At 32.6% G+C, this 22,872-nt stretch carries 18 protein-coding genes; 11 read left to right on the forward strand and 7 right to left on the reverse strand.

Features of this window, described 5'->3' with window-relative positions:
- Positions 1 to 178: 178 nt before the first annotated feature.
- The 3 genes from LACAL_RS15550 (at position 179) to LACAL_RS06130 (ending at position 8,339) form a co-directional block, all read left to right on the forward strand.
- Positions 179 to 5,473: a fibronectin type III domain-containing protein gene (locus LACAL_RS15550; protein ID WP_013869844.1), complete on the forward strand. Its 5,295-nt coding sequence runs from the start codon at positions 179 to 181 to the stop codon at positions 5,471 to 5,473.
- A 24-nt stretch (positions 5,474 to 5,497) separates the two neighbouring features.
- On the forward strand, positions 5,498 to 6,403 hold the full coding sequence (locus tag LACAL_RS06125; RefSeq protein ID WP_013869544.1) for a type IX secretion system membrane protein PorP/SprF: 906 nt from the start codon (positions 5,498 to 5,500) through the stop codon (positions 6,401 to 6,403).
- Positions 6,404 to 6,479: 76 nt separating this feature from the next.
- A complete protein-coding gene (locus LACAL_RS06130; RefSeq protein WP_237701014.1) occupies positions 6,480 to 8,339 on the forward strand; it encodes an OmpA family protein in 1,860 nt (619 codons plus the stop codon).
- Between the two features lie 100 nt (positions 8,340 to 8,439).
- Here LACAL_RS06130 and LACAL_RS06135 read toward each other — a convergent pair whose 3' ends face one another.
- Positions 8,440 to 9,984, reverse strand: coding sequence for a ribonuclease E/G (locus LACAL_RS06135; protein WP_013869846.1), 1,545 nt, complete (start codon positions 9,982 to 9,984; stop codon positions 8,440 to 8,442).
- 376 nt (positions 9,985 to 10,360) lie between these two features.
- Positions 10,361 to 10,651 carry an HU family DNA-binding protein gene (locus LACAL_RS06140; protein ID WP_013869848.1) on the reverse strand — a complete coding sequence of 97 codons (291 nt, stop codon included), beginning with the start codon at positions 10,649 to 10,651 and terminating at the stop codon, positions 10,361 to 10,363.
- A gap of 136 nt (positions 10,652 to 10,787) precedes the next feature.
- Between LACAL_RS06140 and mutY the strand changes: the two genes are divergently transcribed.
- The 4 genes from mutY (at position 10,788) to gldD (ending at position 14,369) form a co-directional block, all read left to right on the forward strand.
- Positions 10,788 to 11,828, forward strand: coding sequence for an A/G-specific adenine glycosylase (mutY, locus tag LACAL_RS06145; protein WP_013869849.1), 1,041 nt, complete (start codon positions 10,788 to 10,790; stop codon positions 11,826 to 11,828).
- Between the two features lie 92 nt (positions 11,829 to 11,920).
- A complete protein-coding gene (locus tag LACAL_RS06150; protein WP_013869850.1) occupies positions 11,921 to 12,358 on the forward strand; it encodes a single-stranded DNA-binding protein in 438 nt (145 codons plus the stop codon).
- A gap of 27 nt (positions 12,359 to 12,385) precedes the next feature.
- A complete protein-coding gene (locus tag LACAL_RS06155) occupies positions 12,386 to 13,690 on the forward strand; it encodes a gliding motility-associated protein GldE (protein ID WP_013869851.1) in 1,305 nt (434 codons plus the stop codon).
- A 46-nt stretch (positions 13,691 to 13,736) separates the two neighbouring features.
- Complete coding sequence (gene gldD / locus LACAL_RS06160) at positions 13,737 to 14,369, forward strand: gliding motility lipoprotein GldD (protein ID WP_013869852.1); 633 nt, start codon at positions 13,737 to 13,739, stop codon at positions 14,367 to 14,369.
- Positions 14,370 to 14,433: 64 nt separating this feature from the next.
- Here gldD and LACAL_RS06165 read toward each other — a convergent pair whose 3' ends face one another.
- Positions 14,434 to 14,835: a heavy-metal-associated domain-containing protein gene (locus LACAL_RS06165; RefSeq protein WP_013869853.1), complete on the reverse strand. Its 402-nt coding sequence runs from the start codon at positions 14,833 to 14,835 to the stop codon at positions 14,434 to 14,436.
- A 106-nt stretch (positions 14,836 to 14,941) separates the two neighbouring features.
- Between LACAL_RS06165 and LACAL_RS06170 the strand changes: the two genes are divergently transcribed.
- Positions 14,942 to 15,817, forward strand: coding sequence for a DMT family transporter (locus tag LACAL_RS06170; protein WP_013869854.1), 876 nt, complete (start codon positions 14,942 to 14,944; stop codon positions 15,815 to 15,817).
- Positions 15,818 to 15,886: 69 nt separating this feature from the next.
- Here LACAL_RS06170 and LACAL_RS06175 read toward each other — a convergent pair whose 3' ends face one another.
- Both LACAL_RS06175 and LACAL_RS06180 read right to left on the reverse strand, forming a co-directional pair.
- On the reverse strand, positions 15,887 to 17,935 hold the full coding sequence (locus LACAL_RS06175) for a pitrilysin family protein (RefSeq protein WP_013869855.1): 2,049 nt from the start codon (positions 17,933 to 17,935) through the stop codon (positions 15,887 to 15,889).
- A gap of 90 nt (positions 17,936 to 18,025) precedes the next feature.
- Positions 18,026 to 19,348, reverse strand: coding sequence for a pitrilysin family protein (locus LACAL_RS06180; RefSeq protein WP_013869856.1), 1,323 nt, complete (start codon positions 19,346 to 19,348; stop codon positions 18,026 to 18,028).
- A 189-nt stretch (positions 19,349 to 19,537) separates the two neighbouring features.
- On the opposite strand from LACAL_RS06180, the gene LACAL_RS06185 reads away from it, so the two are divergent.
- The 3 genes from LACAL_RS06185 (at position 19,538) to rpmA (ending at position 21,154) form a co-directional block, all read left to right on the forward strand.
- A complete protein-coding gene (locus tag LACAL_RS06185) occupies positions 19,538 to 20,017 on the forward strand; it encodes a DUF4199 domain-containing protein (RefSeq protein ID WP_041301758.1) in 480 nt (159 codons plus the stop codon).
- A 181-nt stretch (positions 20,018 to 20,198) separates the two neighbouring features.
- On the forward strand, positions 20,199 to 20,852 hold the full coding sequence (rplU, locus tag LACAL_RS06190; protein WP_013869858.1) for a 50S ribosomal protein L21: 654 nt from the start codon (positions 20,199 to 20,201) through the stop codon (positions 20,850 to 20,852).
- Positions 20,853 to 20,893: 41 nt separating this feature from the next.
- A complete protein-coding gene (gene rpmA / locus LACAL_RS06195) occupies positions 20,894 to 21,154 on the forward strand; it encodes a 50S ribosomal protein L27 (protein ID WP_013869859.1) in 261 nt (86 codons plus the stop codon).
- A 37-nt stretch (positions 21,155 to 21,191) separates the two neighbouring features.
- On the opposite strand, the gene LACAL_RS06200 is transcribed toward rpmA, so the two are convergent.
- Together LACAL_RS06200 and LACAL_RS06205 are read right to left on the reverse strand one after the other, a co-directional pair.
- Positions 21,192 to 22,481, reverse strand: a complete 1,290-nt coding sequence (locus LACAL_RS06200) for a Y-family DNA polymerase (protein ID WP_013869860.1) — start codon at positions 22,479 to 22,481, stop codon at positions 21,192 to 21,194.
- A complete protein-coding gene (locus tag LACAL_RS06205; RefSeq protein ID WP_013869861.1) occupies positions 22,481 to 22,846 on the reverse strand; it encodes a S24 family peptidase in 366 nt (121 codons plus the stop codon). The genes LACAL_RS06200 and LACAL_RS06205 overlap by 1 nt, the downstream gene beginning before the upstream one ends.
- Between the last annotated feature and the right edge of the window lie 26 nt (positions 22,847 to 22,872).

The raw sequence follows: 22,872 nt of genomic DNA on the forward strand, positions 1-22,872 counted from the left end.
AAAGCCTTGAATGAGTGTTCATTCGTTGTTATAAAAGAATACTGAATACTTGAATGCTTTTTATTTTAACACAACTCATCAGGTGAAAACTGCATTTAATCTATTAAGCATTTTTTATTGATATTGCCGTAATAATTTTTTTTAGTTTAGATAACTTTAAACTAATGAAAATACCATAATGAAAAAGACTACCTTATTATTGATGTTACTTTTAATAAGTATATCAATAAGTGCACAAACTTATTTGAGTGAAAATTTCGACACAAGCATACCTGCAACATGGACAGTTGATGATGCAGGAGCAGCTACTGGAGATTCATGGATTTCTGGACAAGTTGGAGGTGTTAACAATCTTGATGGCACTAATGCTGCCTTTGTAGATAGTGATGCTAACGGAAATGGAACATTACTTATTGAAACCCTTACCTCTCCTACTTTTGATACTACAGGAGCAACCGCAATATTTCTTGATTTTGATCAATACTATAGAAATATTGGAGCAGATACAGCCGTTGTTGAAGTTTGGGATGGTACTGCATGGGTTCCTGTTTTAACTCAAACAGCAACAGCAGGAGCATTTAGTAATCCAGATCAACAACATATAGATCTTACAGCATATTCTAATAATGCAATGCAAATTCGCTTTGTTTACGACGATGCAGATTCTTGGGCTTGGTATTGGTTAGTAGATAATGTTATTGTTTACAATGCAACTTGTCCAAATCCAGATAGTTTCACTTTTTTAAGTGCAACATCAACAACAGCAGATATTTCATGGACAGCCGGAGGAACTGAAACAGCTTGGGAGGTTGCAATACAAACTCCTGGAACTGGAATGCCAACAGGTTCTGGTACAGCAACTACTTCTAATAATCCTTATGTTGCAACAGGATTAACACCTGCAACTAATTATGAAGCTTATGTTCGTGCAGATTGTGGTGGTGATTTTAGTATTTGGGTTGGACCAATAAATTTTGCTACAGAGTGCACAACGTTTGTAGCACCATATACAGAAGGTTTTGAAAATGGTGGAGATATTCCATTATGTTGGACAATGGATGGTGGAGAAGACTGGCAGTTTGATAATGATCCTGGTTTTAATCACATTGGAGACAATGGTACAATTACAGGAACAACAGCAACTAATGATTACTTTGCATGGGTAGACTCTTCAGGAGATGATGGGCCAACAACTTTAACCACACCATTAGTTGACGTATCTACATTAGCAACACCAGCTTTATCTTTTTATGAATTAAGTGATAACGAAGATAATGACAACTCTCAATTAGATGTTGAGGTTTGGGATGGTGCTGCATGGAATTTAATGGCTACTTATAACACCAATACAAATGGTTGGGAAGAAAAAACAATAAACTTAAGTACACTAACAATAACTGGAGACGTTCAAGCACGATTTATTTTCTCTGAAACATCAACAGGATTCTATGATGATATCGCAATAGACGATGTTACTTTTGATGAGTTACCATCATGTGTAAACCCAGGAAATTTAGCTGTTGATAGTGCAACAGATACTACAGCTACTTTATCTTGGATGGTAAATGGAACAGAAACAGCATGGGAAGTTGCAGTACAGGCACCAGGAACAGGAATTCCTACTGGAGCAGGAATGGCTGCAACAACTAATCCATACACAGCAACAGGTTTAACTGCTGCTACAACTTATGAATATTATGTAAGAGCAAATTGTGGTACAGAATTTAGTGATTGGATTGGTCCTTTAGAATTCGATACAGAGTGTACAACATTTATAGCACCATATACTGAAGGATTTGAAAACGGAGGAATTATACCATTATGCTGGACAATGTCTGGTGGAGAAGATTGGCAGTTTGATAACGATCCTGGTTTTAATCACATTGGAAATGACGGAACAATTACAGGTTCAACAGCTACTAACGATTATTTTGCATGGGTAGACTCATCTGGAGATGATGGTCCAGTAGTTTTAACAACACCATTAATAGATGTGTCGACATTAACAACTCCTGCATTATCGTTTTATGAATTAAGTGATAATGAAGGAAATGACAATTCACAATTAGATGTAGAAGTTTGGGATGGTGCTGCTTGGAACCCAATGGGTACATACAACACAAACACTTCTGGATGGGAATTGAAAATAATAGACATTAGTACATTAACAATAACTGGAGATGTTCAAGCACGTTTTACTTTCTCTGAAACATCAACAGGGTTCTATGATGATATTGCAATAGACGATGTTACTTTCGATGAGTTGCCAGCATGTGTTATTCCAGGAGGAATATCAATAGCAAATATAACAGGAACTACTGCCGACATTAGTTGGATGGCAGGTGGAGGAGAAACTTCATGGGAATATGTAATACAAGTTGCAAATACTGGTGAGCCAACAGGCGCAGGTACAGCCTCTACAACAACAACAGTTAATGCAACAAACTTAAATTTTCAAACAGATTACGAAGTATACGTTCGTTCAAACTGTGGAGTTGATGGATTTAGTGATTGGGCTGGACCAGTAACTTTTTCAACAACAGTACAACTTAACTTTTCAGTTGATTGTACAGTAGGACCAGAAAACTTAAATTATTGTTATGAAAATAATGATACTAATGTGTTTACGTTTACAAGTACAGATGGTTCTCCTTTAAACTTTATTATAAATTCAGGAAATGTAGAATCTTGTTGTGATGAATTAATTGTTTACGATACCGATGGTACTGAATTATTTAACGATACTAATGGTGGTAATTTAGGAGGTTTATCATTTCAGTCTACTGGAGATACAATTTCTTTCACAATAGCTTCAGATGGATCTGTTGATTGCCAAGGAAGTACTACTATAAATCCTTTAGATATTACAGTTGCTTGTGCAACTTGTATTAATCCAACAGCAAACTTTGGAGTTGTAGATGATTGTGCAAACGGAGATCAGTTTTTAGTAAATGTGGATATTACTTCTTTAGGAGATGCAACATCAGTTGAGATTGAAGACAACCAAGGTAATCCACCTGTTTCAGTTTCAGCAACAGGTATAACACAATTTGGTCCTTACCCATTTAATATTGATGTAATTTTCACAGTAAGTAATGAGCAAGATGTTAATTGTGTAATCACAAGTGAAGCAATTCAATTAAATGCTTGTCCGCCAGCGAATGATGATTGTTCTAATGCTACTGTAGCAGTTGTAAATGATAGTTTTTTATGTGAGATGAGTACACCGGGAACTTTGCAAGAAGCTTCTCCTTCAGGTGTTGCAAACCCATCTTGTGGTGGAGATCCAGATGATGATGTATGGTTTCAGTTTGAAGCAACAAGTGAATACCAACTTATAGCTTTAGCTAATATACAAGGTTCACCAACAACAAATATAGACCATGCAGTATACGAAGGGTCTTGTGGAGCATTAACAGAAATTAGTTGTACTTCTGGTTTTACTTTACTATCAAGTGTTACACCTCAATTAACAATTGGAAATACTTATTACATTAGAATATTTACTAATGGAAGTGCGCCTGCAACAACTACTTTCGATTTATGTATAACACCTTATATTGCACCTACAAATATCACTTGTGATACTACAGAAAATTTATGTCCAGGTGGAGATGACTTATATACATATAATACTATAGATGTTATACCAGGTTTAGGTCAAATAGACTGTTTAGGAAGTTCTCCAAATCCAACTTTTAGTATTGTTGAAATAGGATCTTCAGGAGATATTGATATTCAAATGGTTCAAAACACAGCTTTTGATGCAGCAGGAAACCCAATTGGTGACGAATTAGATGTCGATTTTGCACTTTGGGGACCTTTTGCTCCAGGAGATGATTACTGTAGTGGTGGTGATTATCCATCTACACCAGTAACAGCTTGTAGTTATTCTGCAGCTGCTGTAGAGAACTTTACAATTACAAATGCTGTAGCTGGAGATATTTATATTTTATTAATTACAAATTTTGAGAGAGATCCAGGAATTATTCAAATTAATCAAACAAACTTAGATCCAAATGCGCCAGATCCAAACGCAGGAACTTTAAGTGGAGAAATTGATGTAACTTTATTAAGTGATGATGCAATATTCTTAGATGAAGATAGTGATCCATCAACACCAGAGGTTGCTAACTTATGTGGATACGATTCTGTTACTTTAGAAGCAGACTCTCCTTTTGCAGATGTTTTTGAGTGGTCATTTAATAATATTTACGATCCAACTTTAACAGGGTCTACAATTACAGTTACAGAATCTGGATTATACTCTGTAGTTGCATATGATAACCAATGTATGGGTAATGCATCATACGCAGTAGAGCTTAACTTCTATCAAGAACCAGTAGTAAATACTGTTGATTCTGATGATGTTACAATTGTTACTTGTGATGACGAATCTGGAGATGGAATAGAAAGTTTTGATTTAAGTGCTTTATCTAATGTTATTTTAGATTCACCAGGTCAGGATCCTAATGATTTCTTAGTTACTTATCATGAAACGTTAAGTGATGCTCAATCTGGAGTTAATGCAATTACATTCCCTTATTCTGCAACAGACGGAACTGTAATATATGTTAGAGTTGAAGATGTAGACTCTGTAGGTTCAGGTTCTGGTTGTGCAAGTACTAATACAAACTTTACCTTAGTGGTATTAGGAGCTCTTCCAGATATAACTGGTGCTAATGATTTAGAATTATGTGATGATGATTCTGGAGATGGTGTTGAAGATTTTGATTTAGAACTAAATACAGCAGCAGTACTTAATGGTCAAGATCCTACTGTATTTAATGTTTCTTATTATGAAACACAAGCAGATGCAGATGCTGGAACAAATCCACTAACTTCTCCATATACTAATACCTCTAGTCCTCAAACTATTTATGTTAGAGTCGAAAATACAAGTGCATCAGATTGTTACAGAACAAATTCTTTTGATCTTATAGTAAGTGATTTACCAAGTATAAGTTTCGATACAGATGTATTATATGAAGTATGTCCAAATGCTACATCCCCAATTTCGGTAACAGCAATAGGAAATAATTTTGTTGAGAGTGATGTAACAATCACTTGGTATAACGAAGGCGTATTAGTACCAGGTCAAACAAGTTTAACTATTAATAATGTATTAACATCAGGTACTTACACGATAGAGGTTATGTTTAACCAAAGTGGTTGTACATCTAGCGAAAGTATATTTGTAGATGAGTTAGAAACTTGTGTTATACCACAAGGAATCTCACCAGATGGCGATGGTTTAAATGATAATTTTGATTTAAGCAGTTTCGATGTTCAAAGTTTACAAATATTTAATAGAAATGGTCGTATGGTTTACGAGAAGACAAACTATAAAGATGAATGGCACGGTCAATCTTTAGATGGCGATGAGCTACCAGTAGGAACCTATTATTACGTAATGAACTACCAAGGCAATAAAACAAAAGCCGCATGGGTATATATTAATAGAGCAAACTAATAAAAAAACCAACAATTAAATCCAATGAAGAAATTAGTATATATCGTACTACTTATTGTAATAGGAGTACAAGCACAACAAGATCCACAGTACACACAGTACATGTATAACATGAACGTGGTCAATCCAGCTTATGCTGGGTCGACCGAGAGTGTATCTATAGGCGCACTTTACCGTAGCCAATGGGTCGGTTTAGAAGGCGCACCAAGCACAGGAACCTTATCTATACATTCACCAGTAGGTAATCGTGTAGGATTAGGGTTATCGCTTATAAGTGATGAAGTAGGACCAGTAAGCGAGACTAACGCTTATGTAGATTTCTCTTACTCATTACCAGTAGGAAATGTAACAAAGTTAGCCTTCGGTTTAAAAGCCGGAGGTACCTTTCATGACATTGGTACAGGAAGCGTAACAACATTAGATGCAGGAGATCCATTTTTCTCACAAGATGTAAATACAACAACCTTTAATGTAGGAGCGGGATTATACTTATACCAACCAAATAAGTATTACATTTCAGCCTCAATGCCAAACATATTAAATGGAACACATTTAGATTTTGATGGTAGAAAAATAGGCTCAGAAACAGAGCATATTTTTGCAGCAGCAGGTTATGTATTCGATCTTTCAGAGAACTTTAAGTTAAAGCCACACGCTTTATTAAAATTTGCTTTTGATGCACCATTGAGTTACGATTTAAACCTAAACCTATTTATGTACGATGTAGTAGAAGTAGGAGCAGGTTACCGTATAGACGATTCTTTTAGTGGTATGGTAAACTTTAGAGTTTCACCAGCATTAAGAATAGGTTATGCTTACGACGCAATACAATCAGAGTTGGATGTTGTAACCAATGCCTCACATGAGATTTTTGTTAATTTCGATATTAATCTACCAAGAAAAGTCTCACGTTCACCACGTTATTTCTAATCACATAAGCCAAAAGACACCAAAGATGAAACACATAAAACTAATAATAACACTAGTCATCCTAAGTTGCTTTAGTGTGACAGCACAAACCAAGGCAACCAAATCAGCCGACAAGCATTTTTCAAAATTAGAATTCGTAGAAGCCATAGAAGACTACGAAAAACTAATAGAAAAAGGCGAAGGTGATGCATACATTTATGGACAATTAGCCATTGCTAATTATAACATATTTAATACTGTTGAAGCCGAGAAATGGTTTGCAAAAGCATTAGAAACCAATCAGGAACCAGAAATGGTTTTCAAGTATTCTGAAATGCTAAAAGCTAACGGTAAGTACGAAGCCTCAAATGCACAAATGAAAACATTTGCCTCTATGCGTCCCGGAGACGATAGATCTGTAATGTTTATGGCTAACCCAGATTACCTTCCAAAGATTTTAGACAGAGGTAAGAAATTTAATGTTCAAAACATGGATATTAACTCTGCTGTATCAGATTTTGGAGGTACTATGCAAGACGGTAAACTATACATTACAACAGCAAGAAATGGAGCTAGAAAAAAGTATGGTTGGAACGAGCAACCATTTTTAGATATTTACGAATTTACTTTAGCCGAAGATGGTACTTACCAAGGTGAGACTATGGTAGAAGATAAAATTAACACTAAATATCACGAAGGCGTTGTTTCTTTTTCACCAGACGGAAAAACAATGTATTTTTCAAGAGAAAGTTTCTTTGAAAACATTTACGAAAAAGACTCACTATCAAACACAAAATACAGTGTATTACACTTATTTAAAGCCACAAAAGGAAGTGATGGATTCTCTAACATAGAAGCCTTACCAATAAACAGCCGTAACTACTCAATAAAAAACCCAAGTGTAAGTCCAGACGGAAGTACAATATACTTTGCCAGCGATATGCCAGGAGGATTTGGAAAGTTTGATATCTATAAAGCAAGTATAGATGAAAACGGTCAAGTAGGAGCTCCAGTAAATATGGGACAAAAAGTAAACACAGAAGGACATGAAATGTTCCCGTTTATTAGTGATAACAACACACTTTACTTCTCTTCAATAGGACACTTAGGACTTGGAGGAATGGATGTATTTTACACCAAAGAAATAGACGGTAAAATGGCACCAGTACGTAATGTAGGTATACCAGTAAACTCAAATGGAGATGATTTTGCTTTCCACATTAACGAAGAAACAGGAGAAGGTTTTGTCTCTTCAAACAGAGAAGGCGGAAAAGGAGATGATGACATCTACCAAATTAAAAAAATACAACCATTATGTGATGTATTAATAGTAGCAACAATAGTAGACAACAAAACCAAAGCACCAATAGCAGGAGCAAGCGCAAGCTTAGTAGATAGTAAGGGCAATGTATTATCTACAAAAACTACAAATGCCGAAGGTAAAGTAGAATACATTGTAGAATGTGATACAGATACAGAGCTACAAGTAACAATGCAAGACTACGAAAGTAATAAATTAGCCATTGCTGGAGACGATGTAGAAGAAGTAGCAGTAGAATTAGCTTTAGACCCAATAGAGAAAATAATAGAAGTAGAAGAAGTAGTATTACGCCCAATTTACTTTGATTACGATAAATCTAACATCACAGCAAAAGCAGCATTTGAATTAGATAACTTAGTACAAGTAATGAATAAATACCCAGATATGGTTATTTACGCGACATCTCACACAGATATAAGAGCATCAAACAAATATAATGATGCATTATCAGACCGAAGAGCTAAAACAACAGTACAATACATTATATCAAAAGGTATAGACGCTACAAGAATCTCTGGAGCAGGAAAAGGAGAAAGAGAATTAGCAGTAGACTGTGGTACTAATTGTACTGAAGAGCAACACCAATTAAACCGTAGAAGTGAGTTTAAAATTTTAAGTGGTGGACCTAAAAAATAACAATATAAACCACTAGAAAAAACATGCAATAACTAACTAAACTTGCAATAATTACCTAGTAAAAACAAAAAAGCCGCAACTTACGTTGCGGCTTTTTTAATTATTTAATTTCGTTACCATTTTTATCAAAAAAATGATATTCTAAATATGTGTAAGCATCTCTAGGTTGAATTTTGACCCATTTTTTATGTTCAAAAAACCATTTTGAACGAATAGATGGAAAACCTTTTGTTAGAAAGGCTGCTATAAAAGGGTGTGTGTTTAAAGTCACCTTTTTAAAGTCTTTTTTAAATAGTTGTTCAAGTTGTTGAGTAATTTTTTGTACCAATACAATTGGTGCTTCAACCTCTTCGCCACCATTACCATTAGGGTTTTCCTCTCTGGTTTTGATGTTCATTTCTGGCCTTACTCTTTGTCTTGTAATTTGAATCAATCCAAACTTACTTGGCGGTAATATTTTGTGTTTGGCTCTATCATCTTTCATTTCATCACGAAGATGATTGTAGAGTTTTTTTCTATTTTCAGCTTTATTTAAGTCTATAAAATCTACTACTATTATACCTCCCATATCACGGAGTCTTAGTTGTCTAGCGACTTCTGTTGCAGAGATTAAATTTACTTCTAAGGCTGTGTCTTCTTGTGAGTTAGATTTATTAGATCTATTTCCACTGTTTACATCAATAACATGTAGTGCTTCAGTATGTTCTATTACTAAATAGGCACCTTTTGCCATTGAAACCGTTTTGCCAAAAGCGGTTTTTATTTGTCTTTCTACTCCAAATTTTTCAAAAATTGGAACGTTAGACTGATGTAGTTTGACTATTGATTCTTTTTTTGGTGCAATTTCTTGCACGTAATCTTTAATTTGAATGTAAAGCGCTTCGTCATCCACTACTATTCCTGTAAAAGTATCATTAAAAATATCTCTTAATATAGAAGAGGCTTTATTTAATTCTCCTAATACTTTAGTAGGGTGATGTGCTTTATTCAATTTTTTACACATTGCGGTCCAACGACCAAGCAAATTTTGTAAATCTTTGTCTAATTCGGCTACTTTTTTGCCTTCGGCTACCGTGCGTACAATAACTCCAAAACCTTTTGGAGTTATGCTTTTAACCAAACGTTTAAGTCTGTCTTTTTCTGCTCTGTCTTCTATTTTTTGAGAAATAGAAATCCGATCACTAAAAGGAACTAAAACAATATATCTACCGGCAATAGAAAGCTCAGAGCTTATTCTAGGACCTTTGGTAGATATTGGTTCTTTTACAATTTGTACTAGCATCGATTGATTTGATTTTAAGACGTTGTTTATTTTACCGTCTTTATCAATATCTTTTTCAAATGGGAATTCTTTTAAAGAAAAGTCATTTAATTTACCTGTGCTTACACTTTTTGTGAACTTTAAAAGAGAAGATATTTTTGGGCCTAAATCATGATAATGCAAAAAAGCATCTTTTTCATAACCTACATTTACAAATGCAGCATTAAGTCCAGGAACAGCTTTACGTATTTTGGCTATAAACACATCGCCAACAGCAAAGTTGTTACTATCTTCATCCTTATGTAATTCAATTAGTTTTCCATCTTTTAATAAGGCAAAATCAACACCGTCTGAATTAGATCTAATAATCAATTCTTTGTTCATACTGTTAATTTTAATCCATTATTCTATAATAGAATAACAGATGGATTATACTTTTTTTGCCTGATAGATATTACCAGGCAATAATGCCTTAAATATATTAAGGCATTCACAGGATTTTTATAAAAAAAATCCGAAGAACTTAACTAACACTCAAGGTTATAAGTGTTATTTATTAAGTTCGTTTTCAAAGAACATTGTTTTTAATAAACCAAAAAAGTAGTTATATAACTACTTTTTGGAATTATTTTTTCTTTTTGTGACGATTAGCGCGTCTTCTTTTCTTGCGCTTGTGCGTTGCAACCTTGTGTCTTTTTCTTTTTTTACCACTTGGCATAAGATCTTTGGGTTTTAAATTAATAATTCGTTTATGTTATAATTACTTTACGTCAACATTAGTTTTTACACCTTCTACAAATACTTTTGCAGGTTTAAATGCTGGTATATTGTGTGCTGGAATTTTAATAGTTGTATTTTTTGAAATATTTCTACCAGTTTTCTCAGCTCTAGTTTTTATTATGAAGCTACCAAATCCTCTTAGGTAAACATTATCGCCAGCTTCTAAAGATGTTTTTACTTCTTCCATGAATGTCTCAACAGTCGCCTGTACATCTCCTTTTTCGATTCCTAATTTCTCAGAAATTTTTGCTACTAAATCAGCTTTAGTCATTTTCTTTTCTTATTTGCGTTATTAATTCTTTTAAGGGTGCGCAAATATAGGGATTTATTATTCAATATTTCAAACCTAATTCATTAAAATTTAATGCTATAAACATTTACATTTGTAAGCGAATGTTATTATTTAAATGAATTTTACAAAAAAATTAACAGACTGGTACTTAGTTAGTAAACGAGATTTGCCTTGGAGAAATACTACAAATCCTTATTATATTTGGCTTTCAGAAATTATTCTTCAGCAAACACAAGTTAATCAAGGCCTTCCTTATTACAACGCATTTACCTCTACTTTTCCTACTGTTTTTGATTTAGCAAACGCAAATGAAACTCAAGTGTTAAAGTTATGGCAAGGACTTGGTTATTACTCACGGGCTAGAAATTTACATGCTTCTGCAAAGTACATAGTGAATGAGCTAAACGGAGAGTTTCCTAATACGTTTTCAGAAATTATTAAACTTAAAGGAGTAGGTGATTATACCGCAAGTGCAATTGCGTCTATTTGTTTTAATAAAGTTACCGCTGTTGTAGATGGTAATGTATATAGAACATTAGCCAGGCTTTATGATATAGACACACCTATTAATACAGGTAAAGGTTTTAAAGTGTTTAAAGCCTTAGCTCAAGAATTAATAGATAAAAAAAATCCTGCTACCTTTAACCAAGCAATAATGGAATTTGGAGCAAGACAGTGTAAACCTAAAAGTCCAGACTGCACGGTCTGTCCTTTTAATAATAGTTGTCTAGCTTTAAAGAAAAATAAAATTGAACAATTACCTGTAAAGGTAAAAGCCGCTAAAGTCAAGAAAAAGCATTTTAATTTTGTTGTAATTATCTCTAAAGACAATAGAACATTATTAGAGCAGCGTAAAGGGAAAGGTATTTGGCAAAACCTATACCAATTTCCATTAATTGAAACGCCAAAAGAAATAGATATAGAAGGTATAGAGATAGAACTTCAAAACTTTACTAAACTTAAGGAAAAAGTTTATAGTGTAAGTTTGTATAATGAAACGCCCATAGTACATAAATTGTCTCATCAACATTTATTTACAAAGTTCTGGATTGTAACTTTAAATGAAAACTTACCTAAAGGAATAGCAACAAAAGAGATTCACGATTTTCCTGTACCTATATTAATAGGAAATTTTATTGAAAGTTTTAATTTTTAGACTTTTAAAGTGAAATAGTTTTCTTTTTTTATTAAATTTAAGATTATCAATTGCTAAAAATGTAATTTTGTTATTACAATTAAATAAAAAATATGTCAGGAACATTAAATAAAGTTATGCTAATTGGGCATTTGGGAGATGAAGTAAAGATGCATTATTTTGAAGGTGGTGGATGTGTTGGCCGTTTTCCGTTGGCAACAAACGAAACCTATACAAATAAGTCTACTAACGAGCGTGTAACAAATACCGAATGGCATAATATTGTATTAAGAAATAAAGCGGCCGAAATTTGTGAAAAATACTTAAGCAAAGGCGATAAAGTATATATAGAAGGCCGTTTAAAAACTAGAAAGTGGCAAGATGAGTCTGGAAACGATCGTTACAGTACAGAAATTCAAGCTAACGAATTTACTTTTTTAACAACAAAAAAAGAAAGTGAAGCAGCAAGTGCAAATGCACAAGCCAAACCAGAAGTAGCCAAACCAACAACTCCAGGTAAAGCGGCAAGTGATGACGATTTACCTTTTTAATTTAAATTTTAACTAAAACACACACATTTGGATCCGGAACCCACGTCCATAATTATATTATTTACCTCATTCGATTATTCGGTTATACCTAGCTTTATAGCATTATTTGTTTTGCTTTTTTGCTCAGCATTAATCTCTGGAGCAGAAGTTGCACTGTTTTCTTTAACTAGAGCACATTTAGAAACCGAAGAAAATAACACGCCTAAAGCCTTACAAATAATAACTAAGCTTTTAGAAAAACCTAAAAAGCTATTGGCAACTATATTAGTTGCTAATAATTTTATAAATATTGCAATAGTAATTCTCTTTGCATATTTAGGTGATTTTATGTTTGGTAGCGTTACAAACGAAATTTTAAAATTTGTTCTAGAAGTTGTTGTAGTAACTTTTTTAATATTATTATTTGGTGAAATATTACCAAAGGTTTATGCAAGTAGAAATAGCTTAAAATTTGCTTCATTTATGGCATATCCATTAAGTATTTTAGACTTTGTTTTTTCGCCATTAAGTGTACCAATGAGAGCAATAACTTTAGGAATTCACAACAAATTAGGAAAACAAAAATCAAATATAAGTGTAGACCAATTATCACAAGCATTAGAGCTTACAAGTGAAGACGACACAACACAAGAAGAGCAAAAAATATTAAAAGGAATTGTTTCGTTTGGTAATACAGATACTAAACAGGTTATGCGACCACGTTTAGATATTTTTGCGCTTAATATAACGCAAACTTATGCAGAGATTTTACCAGAGTTAATTACCAATGGCTTTTCTAGAATACCAGTTTACGAAGATAATGTAGATAATATTAAAGGTATTTTATATGTAAAAGATTTGTTGCCACATATAGAAAAAGATGATTTTAAATGGACAAGCCTTTTACGAGATCCTTTTTTCGTTCCAGAAAATAAAAAGCTAGACGATTTAATGGCAGAGTTTCAAGAAAAAAAAGTGCATTTGGCAGTTGTAGTAGATGAGTATGGTGGGACTTCTGGCCTAGTATCTTTAGAAGATATTATTGAAGAAATAGTAGGAGATATAAGCGATGAGTTTGATGATGAAGATGTGCATTATTCTAAATTAGATGAAAAAAACTATGTGTTTGAAGGAAAAACAACCTTAAAGGATTTTTATAAAATTTTAAAATTAGACGAAGACACTGTTTTTGAAGATAATAAAGGTGAAGCCGAAACTATAGCAGGATTTATTTTAGAAATATCAGGAAGTTTTCCAAGACAAGGCGGAAAAATAAAATTTGAGAATTATATTTTTACAATTGAAGCACTTGACAAAAAAAGAATAAAACGCGTAAAAATAACGTTACCATAAAATATAATCACACTGAAAAAACAGCGTTCTGTTTTTAAAAATAATTATGAAATTAAACCTCTTTTATATACTATTAATATTAGGAACAATAACAGCCTGTACAGAAGACCCAACACCAAAACCAAAAGGCTTCTTAGCACTAGAGTATCCTAATGCTGTTTATAAAACCGAAGATATTACTAAAATGCCTTTTACTTTTGATCGTAATGCATTAGGTAAAAATATTAGAACAAAAACATTAAAAGGAAAAACTGCTAGTTATGGTGTAAATATAGAATACCCTAATTTAAAAGGTACAATATATTTAACCTATAAAGCTGTAGAGCAAAGCCCAGAACATTTACAAACGTTTCTTCGCGATGCACAAAATTTCACACAAGAACATACGCAAAAAGCTGATGCAATAGAAGAGTTTGTTTACGAGAATCCAGAGCGTAAAGTTTACGGTATGTTTTACGATGTTGGCGGTAATGCAGCGTCACAATCGCAGTTTTATGTGACAGATAGTGTTAATCACTTTTTAACAGGTTCATTATATTTCTATGCTAAACCTAATTACGATTCTATTTTACCTGCAGCGCATTACCTACAAAAAGATATAAGACGTATAATGGAGAGTTTGCAGTGGAAGGAAAGCAACTATTTAAGCAAACCTAAAACAGTAGAAAAAAAATATTAATTAAATAAAAAAGCTTCCTCATATTTGAAGAAGCTTTTTTGCTTTTTATGTTTAGTAAAAGCTATTATTCTTTAGAAAAAGCATCAACAGTTTTCATGTCTTTCACCTTGTAAGTATCTGCAACGTTAGTTACAGTTTCTTCTAAACTTTCTGGGTTTACTTTAGCTTCATCATACTCAACCATTGCTAATTCGCGTTCAAAATCAACTGATGCAAATTTTACACCTTCCATTTTAGCCATTTTCTTTTCAATTGTTTTAGCACAACCCATTGCGCAAGTCATACCTTCAATTTTAAATTCTGCTTTAGCATAAGTTGCATTAGGATCTAAAGCAGCTTTAGTTTCGGTTTTAGTAGTTTCTGTAGCAGTTTCAACCGTCATTACTTCTGGTTGCGCTTCATTTTTACAATTAAATGCTGTTAATGCTATAACCGCAATTAATACTAAGTGTTTTATATTTTTCATTTGGATAAATTATAATTATTAGAATATAGATTACAAAACTAATAATTATATCTATTTATTGCGTTAAAAATTCCATTTTTGCATTTTCAAACTAACTTATTTGTCTATGAAAGCATCAAAATGGACATACCTTATACTTTTGTCTATAATTTGGGGTACAAGCTTTATTTTAATTAAAAAAGCATTAATTGGTTTAACACCGTTTCAATTAGGTGCATTGCGTACTCTTATTACAGGATGTTTTTTATTTATTGTAGGATACAAACGTATTAAAACAATACAAAAAACAGATTGGAAATGGATTGCTGTTTCTGGATTTTTAGGCTCATTTATACCGGCTTTCTTTTTTGCAATTGCAGAAACCGAAATAGATAGTACAGTGGTTTCTGTATTAAATTCATTAGTGCCATTAAATACAGTTTTAATGGGAATGGCGGTTTTTAAAATAACGTCTACTAAACGTCAAATTTTAGGAGTGGTTGTTGGTTTTATAGGTACTGTACTTTTAATTTTAAAAGGTGCCGAGTTAAACCCAGATCAAAATTATTTATTTGCTGGCTTTATAATTGCTTCAACTTTAATGTATGCTGCTAATGTAAATATTATTAAACGGTATTTGCAAGATGTAAAACCGTTAACAATTGCAGTAGGAAATTATGTTGCTATAATTATACCTGCGCTAATAGTTTTAATTTTCACTAATTTTTTTACTACTGAAAATTTTAGCAACCCAACAATAGGTGTTTCGGTTTTTTATGTGAGTTTATTATCTCTTTTTGGTACGGCAATAGCTAAAGTACTATTTAACACTTTGGTTCAAATTTCTACACCTGTTTTCGCTTCTTCAGTTACGTATATTATGCCAATTGTAGCACTTATTTGGGGAACGCTTGATGGCGAAAAATTTACACTTTTACAAGGTGTCGCTACCCTAATAATTTTAGTTGGTGTGTATTTAGCAAACAGAAAAAAGAAAGTTTAAACACAAAAAAACCAACTTAAAATTTAATTTCAAGTTGGTTTAATATTATTTAATTAGTGTGTTTACTAATTAGTCAAAATCTGCATCACTAACACCTTGGTTAACTTTTATGTCTTTAACATTAAAGTCAAATTTACGAGGTCCCATTGTTTGTCCAATTTTGAAAGCAAATTTAACTCCTGCAACTTCTTTATAATCTGAATAAAAAGTAGACTGAGTTCCTGCTGGAGACGTTCTTTCTTCTTTAATTTTTAATCCTGAATCTACAGCATAAAAATTAGATTGCTCGTCTGAAACTTTTACTTTGTAGGCTTTTACACCATCAACCATTTCAATTTTCTCTAAAGTCGCACCACCATTTAACCAGTTAACTTCTGGAAAAGGAGAAGATTCAATTTGAGCTTTTTTAACTTCTTCTGGTGTCATGTCTTTACGTTGTCCAGCTGCAGATGAGTAACCTGTATCACCATCTAAAACCTGTTTTTGAGATTGACCCATAACGTTAATTACTTGAGAGAATTGATTTTTAGTAGTACGCTTCATCTCTAAGTTAATTACAACACCTGGTTGTAACTCAGCTTCAGCAGTCATAAATACCGAGTTTACTTTTGCTAATTCGGCTTTACCTCCAATGGCATCAATATACGCGTTTAGTACTTTTTCTACACTTGCATCTTTTGGCATTTCAATATTTAAAACAGGCTCTTTAGTTTCGCTTGCATAAGTATCGTAATATTTAATTGGAATGTAAGTTTTCTTTAAGTTTGGTATAACTTCACTGCCTTTACCTACAACAACAACTCTTGCTTTTTCACTAGTAAAGTATTTGTTTGCTACACGCTTAACATCTTCTGTATTTACATCGTTAATTTTTGATAGGTATGTTTTATAAAAATCTTTTGGCAAGTTGTTTAACTTAATGTTTAATGCGTAGTTAGCAATTGTTTGTGGGCGTTCTAAAGCTAATACAAAATCACCTACATATTTAGCTTTGGCATTTTTTAAATCTTCGGCAGAAACTGGTTCTGTTTTAATTCTTTTAATCTCTTTTAATGCTTGTACAACAGCACTATCTGTAACAGCGTTTCTTACAGAAGCACCAGCAGTAAAACGAGATGCTCCATAACGATCTGTACCAACACTTGAGCGTGCGCCATAAGTATAACCATGCTCTTCACGTAAATTCATGTTTAGGTACGAGTTAAAACCACCACCTAAAATTTTATTAGCAATTAATACAGCATGGTAATCTTCATCACCCATTTTTAAATCTACATTACTTGTAATAGAAATGTTAGACTGTACTGCGTTAGGCATGTCTATAAAATCAATTTCTGTAGCATTTACATTTTTGTATGGTTCAGGTATTGTTTTAGTTACATCGATACCTTTTTCCCAGTTTTTAAAGTATTTTTTTACTTGTTTTTCTACAGTTCTAAAATCTACATCACCTACTACAACTAAGTAAGCATTATTAGGGTTAAAGTTTGCTTGATAAAAAGCACGAACATTGTCTAATGTAATATTGTTTAAAGTTTCTTCTGTAACAAACTCTCCATAAGGGTGTTTTTTACCGTAAGCTAATGCGCTACCTACACGACTAGCAATAGCATCTACACTTTTAGCACTAGATTTAATGCTTTCAATTGCTTTTTCTTTTTCTTTTTGAAACTCCTCTTCTGTTAATAAAGGATTCATTGCAGCATCTGCCATAAGTTCTAAAATACGCTCTGAGTATTTTGTTAAAGAGCTTGCAAACGCACTAGATGAACCAAAGCCTAATCTAGCACCAAGAAAATCGATTTCTTCGTTAAATTCGTCTTTAGATATTGTAGTGGTTCCGTTTCCAAGCATTGCGCCTAAAATACCAGAAACACCTGCTATTTTTCCTTCTACTACAGGTTTGTTGTCTATTCTTAATGAATAAGAGACACGAGGTAACTTATGGTTTTCAACCACAAGAACTTTTAGTCCGTTTTTTAATTCAAATTCTCCAGGTACTTCCAATGTAATTTTTGGAGCAGGTCCTGGTTTTGGCTGTTTAGATCTATCAATTTGTGCAGTTACAGAAATTGATAATAAAAACAAGGCTATTATCGCTGTTATTTTTGTTTTCATTTGTATTATTTGTTTTTTAAAACTTTTCAATAAGCTTTAAAATAATTTTTTAAGAAAAATTATTTTAAAAAGATAGTGGTCTGTTTTTTATTATTTTTCTTCTTTAACTTCTGGTAAATACTCTAATACTAAACGTTGGTTAGGATTTAAGTATTTTTTAGCAACGGCTTGAATTTCTTCTCTTGTAATAGAACGGTAAATGTCAATTTCGTTGTTAATTAAGTTTACATCATCATATAACATGTAATATCTTGCTAAAGAGTTTGCGATACCAGAAACGCTAGAGTTAGAGTTTACAAAGTTATTTTCAAATTGATTTTGAAGTTTTTGGTAATCTCTTTCAGAAATTAATTCGTTTTGAACTTTTAATAATTCTTCATCAATACCAGCTAATAACTCGTCTAGAGAAACGTCTCCTAATGGTAATCCAAACAATATGTAAGTTCCATAATCTTCTTGGCTTTGGTTAAAGGCACCAACTTGTAATGCTTTTTTCTCATCGTCAACTAATTTTTTATATAGTTTAGAAGTTTTACCATCACTTAAATAACTAGAAAGCATATCTAAAACATAAGCATCTCTTTCTGTCATTGCTGGCGTTCTATAAGCAGCCATGATTGCAGGGATTTGAATGTTTGGATCGTAAGCCTTAGCTCTTATAGTTTCTGTAATAGGATCTTCTTTTGGAAAGTTACGTACAATATCTTCTCCTCTTGGGATTGGGCCAAAGTAATCTTCTACCATTTTTTTAGTAGCAGGAATATCTATATCACCAGCAACTACTAAAACAGCGTTGTTTGGTACATAGAATTTTTTGTTAAATGCTTGAAACTCTTCTAATGATGCAGCATCTAAATGTGCCATTTTTCCAATAGTTGTTCCTTTATAAGGGTGTTTTTTGAACATGTGTAATTTAACATTCTCAATAAAACGACCGTAAGGAGAATTGTCTACTCTTAAACGTTTTTCTTCCTTTACAACTTCGTTTTGAGTATCAACACCTATTTGGTTAATAATTGGGTGCATTAAACGTTCAGACTCCATCCATAAGCCTAATTCTAAGCTATTAGAAGGGAAAATTTCGTAGTAATATGTGCGATCATCTGTAGTGTTTGCATTATTACTACCACCGTTAGAAGTTACAATTTTAAACCATTCGCCACGCTCTATGTTTTTTGTGCCTTCAAATAGAAGGTGTTCAAAAAAGTGAGCCATTCCAGTACGCTCTGGATGTTCATCTTTCGCTCCTACGTGATACATAACCGAAGTTGTTACTACAGGAGCAGTGTTGTCTTGATGTAAAATAACGTGCATACCGTTACTTAAATCGTACTCTTCAAACTTAACCTCTTGTGCGTTAGCGGTTAAACCGGCTAAAAGCAAAGCAGCTAATGAGAATAAATTTTTTTTCATTGTGATGATTGTTTATGTTAATGTAGTATAAGTCTATAATATTTATAAAATGTTACAGCTTTCTAACAAAAATACTATATAGATAAGCTTTGATACTGTAATTGTGTTAAAATTTAACAATGAATTATTAAAATTAGAATGTTTTTTTACGAAATTTATGGGTAAATGAACCAAGAAAATATATTGATTATGAAAAACTTAGCACTTCCAATACGCTTTGGTATTATAATAAGCGTTTTATTAATAGCCTTTTTTTTATTACTCTCATTATTTGGCTTACACACTCATCCTGCTTTTAGTTTAGGTAATGGAATAATTGTAGGTTTTGGTATTTATGAAACGATTAGATATTATAAATTAGAACAAGGCAAGCAGTTTAGTTATAGTAGTGGTTTTACTGTTGGTATTGTTTCTGGATTTTTAGCAACGTTAATATTTACCGTTTTCTTTTTGTTTTATGCTACAGAAATAAATTCAAATTTTATTTCGAACTTATTGGAAGTTTTTAAAAACGATTATAATGTAAGTGTAGGATTAGTAACATTTGTCGTTGCTATCATGGGTTTTGCAACGTCTGTTGTTTTGACTTTAACATGTATGCAATTATTTAAAGATAGTAGAAACATAACCGAATCAACAGAAGAATCTCGATTAAAAAAAGTGTCATAAATTAAATTTAATATTATTCGGTTTTTTATAATTAATTGACTTTCAGATTTTTTTATGCTAAAATATTAGTAATCACTTGTAAAAAACGTTTGTAGATTAATAAATTAGGAGTATATTTGCATCCGCTTTCTGAGAAGAAAGTGTATTTATTTATATAACAAATTAATAAAAACGTTACGCTATGTACGCAATTGTAGAGATAGCAGGGCATCAATTTAAAGTTGAAAAAGACCAAAAAGTTTTTGTTAACCGTTTAGCAACAGAAGAAGGATCGACAGTAGATTTCGATAATGTTCTTTTAATTGGTGATGGTGACAATGTTACTTTAGGCGCCCCAGCTATAGGCGGAGCACTAGTAGGTGCAAAAGTCTTAAGACACCTTCAAGGTGAGAAAGTTATTGTTTTCAAAAAGAAAAGAAGAAAAGGTTACCGTGTTAAAAATGGACACAGACAAGCTTTATCTGAAATCGTAATTGAAAGCATCGTAGCTTCAGGAGCTAAGCCAGCTAAAAAAGCTGCTCCAAAAAAAGAAACTAAAGCTGCTGCTCCAAAAGCAGAAGCTAAACCTGCTGCTAAAAAAGCAACAGGAAAAGCAGATGATTTGAAGAAAGTTGAAGGTATTGGACCTAAAATTGCTTCAACATTAGTAGAAGCAGGAATCTCAACTTTTGCTGAATTAGCAAAAACAGATGCTGCAAAAATTTCTGAAATTATCGCAGATGTTCGTGGAAACCACGTAACAGATACTTGGCCAGCACAAGCTAAATTAGCTGCTGAAGGTAAGTGGGATGAGTTAAAGAAATGGCAAGACGAATTAGATGGTGGTAAAGCTTAATAGCAACCGCTTTAATATTAACAATATAAAACCTTAAGATCATGGCTCACAAAAAAGGAGTTGGTAGTTCGAAGAATGGTAGAGAATCAGAATCAAAACGTTTAGGCGTTAAAATTTTTGGTGGTCAAGCTGCTATTGCTGGTAACATTATCATAAGACAAAGAGGTAATACACATCACCCAGGTGAAAATGTATACCAAGGAAAAGATCATACTTTACATGCTAAAGTTGATGGTCTTGTAAAATTCACAAAGAAAAAAGACAACAAGTCTTACGTTTCTATTGAGCCTTTTGAGGCTTAAGAATTTTTTATCCTAAAAAAATAAACGCCTTTTCTTATTATTTAAGATTAGGCGTTTTTTTATTACTAATAGTCATTAACTCGTTCCATTGCGTTGTGTATCTTGGGCTGCGATGTTCTTTTATTAATGCCCATTCTTTTTCTCTATTGCCTACGGTGGCTAATTTTACTTTGTTTTTGCCGTACTTGCTATTTAAAAGATCTATAACATTAGTTATACTCTTACTTTCTATTTTTTTGTGAGAATTAAATAGGCTCATTTGTATTTCGTTTTCAGGAACAAGCCCTAATAAGTTTACGCCTACTTTTTTATATCTATAGCCTTCTTTGTAAATTTTTTTTAATCCTATTAATGCTTTTTGTGTTAAAGCTATGGTACTACTTGTAGGTTCGTTTAAGGTTAAAACAATTTTATTAGAATATTGTTTATCTGTATTACTGTGGTAATTGGTTTGTAAAAAAACTTCAATGTGTGTTGCTGCAGATTGTTGTTGCCTTAATAAATCTGCTACTTCAGATACGTAGTAACTACAGGCTTCTTCAATAAGACCATAATTAGATAGTTTAAAACCAAAAGATTTTGCTGTACCAATTCCTTTTTTTACTTGAATATTGGTGTTAATTTTCATGCATGGCATATTGTTTAATTCTCTCCATAGGCGTTCACCTATAACAGTAATTTCTTTTCTAACCCAATCTACAGGCATATTAGCAAACTCTAATGCATTTTTTTTACCAGCATTCTCTATTCTAATAGCATGCTTTTTACCGATGCCCCAAATGTCTTTTATTTTGCATTCGTTTAGTAAAAACTGTCTTTTGCTTTCTGTGTCTACAACATATACATTATTGTTTTTAGTTATTTTTTTCGCATATTTATTTGCTATTTTAGATAGTGATTTTGTTTTAGCGATGCCAACACCTACGGGAATTCCGGTGTTTTTATAAACTGTATCTTTTATTTTGTGAGCTATAATTTCTAGTTCTTCAATTTTATAATGCGATAGGTCTACAAAGCTTTCATCAATACTATATTCTTCAACTAATGGAGAAAAGTCTCTAAGTGTATCCATAACTCTTTTTGATAAATCACTATATAGAGTATAATTAGAAGAAAAGCACACAACATTATTTCGGGATAATAAATCTTTTATTTTAAAAACCGGTTGGAACATAGGTATATGTGCTAGTGCTTTAGCTTCTTTGTTGGCTGCTATTATACAGCCATCATTATTACTTAAAACCACTACTGGTTTATTTTGTAAATCTGGCCTAAATACTTGTTCGCAAGAGGCATAAAAACTATTACAATCTACCAATGCTATCATTATTTTACAGCTTTTATAATATATGTAATAACACCCCAAACTTGTAGTGTTTCATTTTGCTTGTTTTCTATTTTTAGTATGGAAAACGCATCATCTTTAATTGCTAATATAAGTTGGTTGTTATTAGGTGTTAAGGATTTGTCTATAATGAGTACGTCATTTTCTTTAATACCATAGTTTACAAATGAATTATCTGCAACTCTAACATAAAAAGTTGCCGAAGGATTACTTACTAATGCTTCATTTAAATCTATTCTTGGCTCTGTATAATGTGTCGCCGGACTTGAAAATCCTGTTTGTGATGGTCTTGTTACTCTATGGTTTTTAGACGACCTCTTTATGTAATATGTTTTATTTTCTGTCATATTTTGTAAAATTACAAAATATGAAT

It is taken from the genome of Lacinutrix sp. 5H-3-7-4, assembly GCF_000211855.2.
Taxonomy (GTDB): Bacteria; Bacteroidota; Bacteroidia; order Flavobacteriales; family Flavobacteriaceae; genus Lacinutrix.

Excerpts from the sequence above, each read along its gene's own strand:
- mutY (WP_013869849.1), top strand. The coding sequence starts at position 10,788 with ATGAATTTTACAAAAAAATTAACAGACTGGTACTTAGTTAGTAAACGA.
- LACAL_RS06140 (WP_013869848.1), bottom strand. The coding sequence starts at position 10,651 with ATGACTAAAGCTGATTTAGTAGCAAAAATTTCTGAGAAATTAGGAATC.
- LACAL_RS06185 (WP_041301758.1), top strand. The coding sequence starts at position 19,538 with ATGAAAAACTTAGCACTTCCAATACGCTTTGGTATTATAATAAGCGTT.
- LACAL_RS06200 (WP_013869860.1), bottom strand. The coding sequence starts at position 22,481 with ATGATAGCATTGGTAGATTGTAATAGTTTTTATGCCTCTTGCGAACAA.
- rpmA (WP_013869859.1), top strand. The coding sequence starts at position 20,894 with ATGGCTCACAAAAAAGGAGTTGGTAGTTCGAAGAATGGTAGAGAATCA.
- LACAL_RS06170 (WP_013869854.1), top strand. The coding sequence starts at position 14,942 with ATGAAAGCATCAAAATGGACATACCTTATACTTTTGTCTATAATTTGG.
- LACAL_RS06135 (WP_013869846.1), bottom strand. The coding sequence starts at position 9,984 with ATGAACAAAGAATTGATTATTAGATCTAATTCAGACGGTGTTGATTTT.
- LACAL_RS06165 (WP_013869853.1), bottom strand. The coding sequence starts at position 14,835 with ATGAAAAATATAAAACACTTAGTATTAATTGCGGTTATAGCATTAACA.
- LACAL_RS06125 (WP_013869544.1), top strand. The coding sequence starts at position 5,498 with ATGAAGAAATTAGTATATATCGTACTACTTATTGTAATAGGAGTACAA.
- gldD (WP_013869852.1), top strand. The coding sequence starts at position 13,737 with ATGAAATTAAACCTCTTTTATATACTATTAATATTAGGAACAATAACA.
- LACAL_RS06150 (WP_013869850.1), top strand. The coding sequence starts at position 11,921 with ATGTCAGGAACATTAAATAAAGTTATGCTAATTGGGCATTTGGGAGAT.
- LACAL_RS06205 (WP_013869861.1), bottom strand. The coding sequence starts at position 22,846 with ATGACAGAAAATAAAACATATTACATAAAGAGGTCGTCTAAAAACCAT.
- rplU (WP_013869858.1), top strand. The coding sequence starts at position 20,199 with ATGTACGCAATTGTAGAGATAGCAGGGCATCAATTTAAAGTTGAAAAA.
- LACAL_RS15550 (WP_013869844.1), top strand. The coding sequence starts at position 179 with ATGAAAAAGACTACCTTATTATTGATGTTACTTTTAATAAGTATATCA.
- LACAL_RS06175 (WP_013869855.1), bottom strand. The coding sequence starts at position 17,935 with ATGAAAACAAAAATAACAGCGATAATAGCCTTGTTTTTATTATCAATT.
- LACAL_RS06180 (WP_013869856.1), bottom strand. The coding sequence starts at position 19,348 with ATGAAAAAAAATTTATTCTCATTAGCTGCTTTGCTTTTAGCCGGTTTA.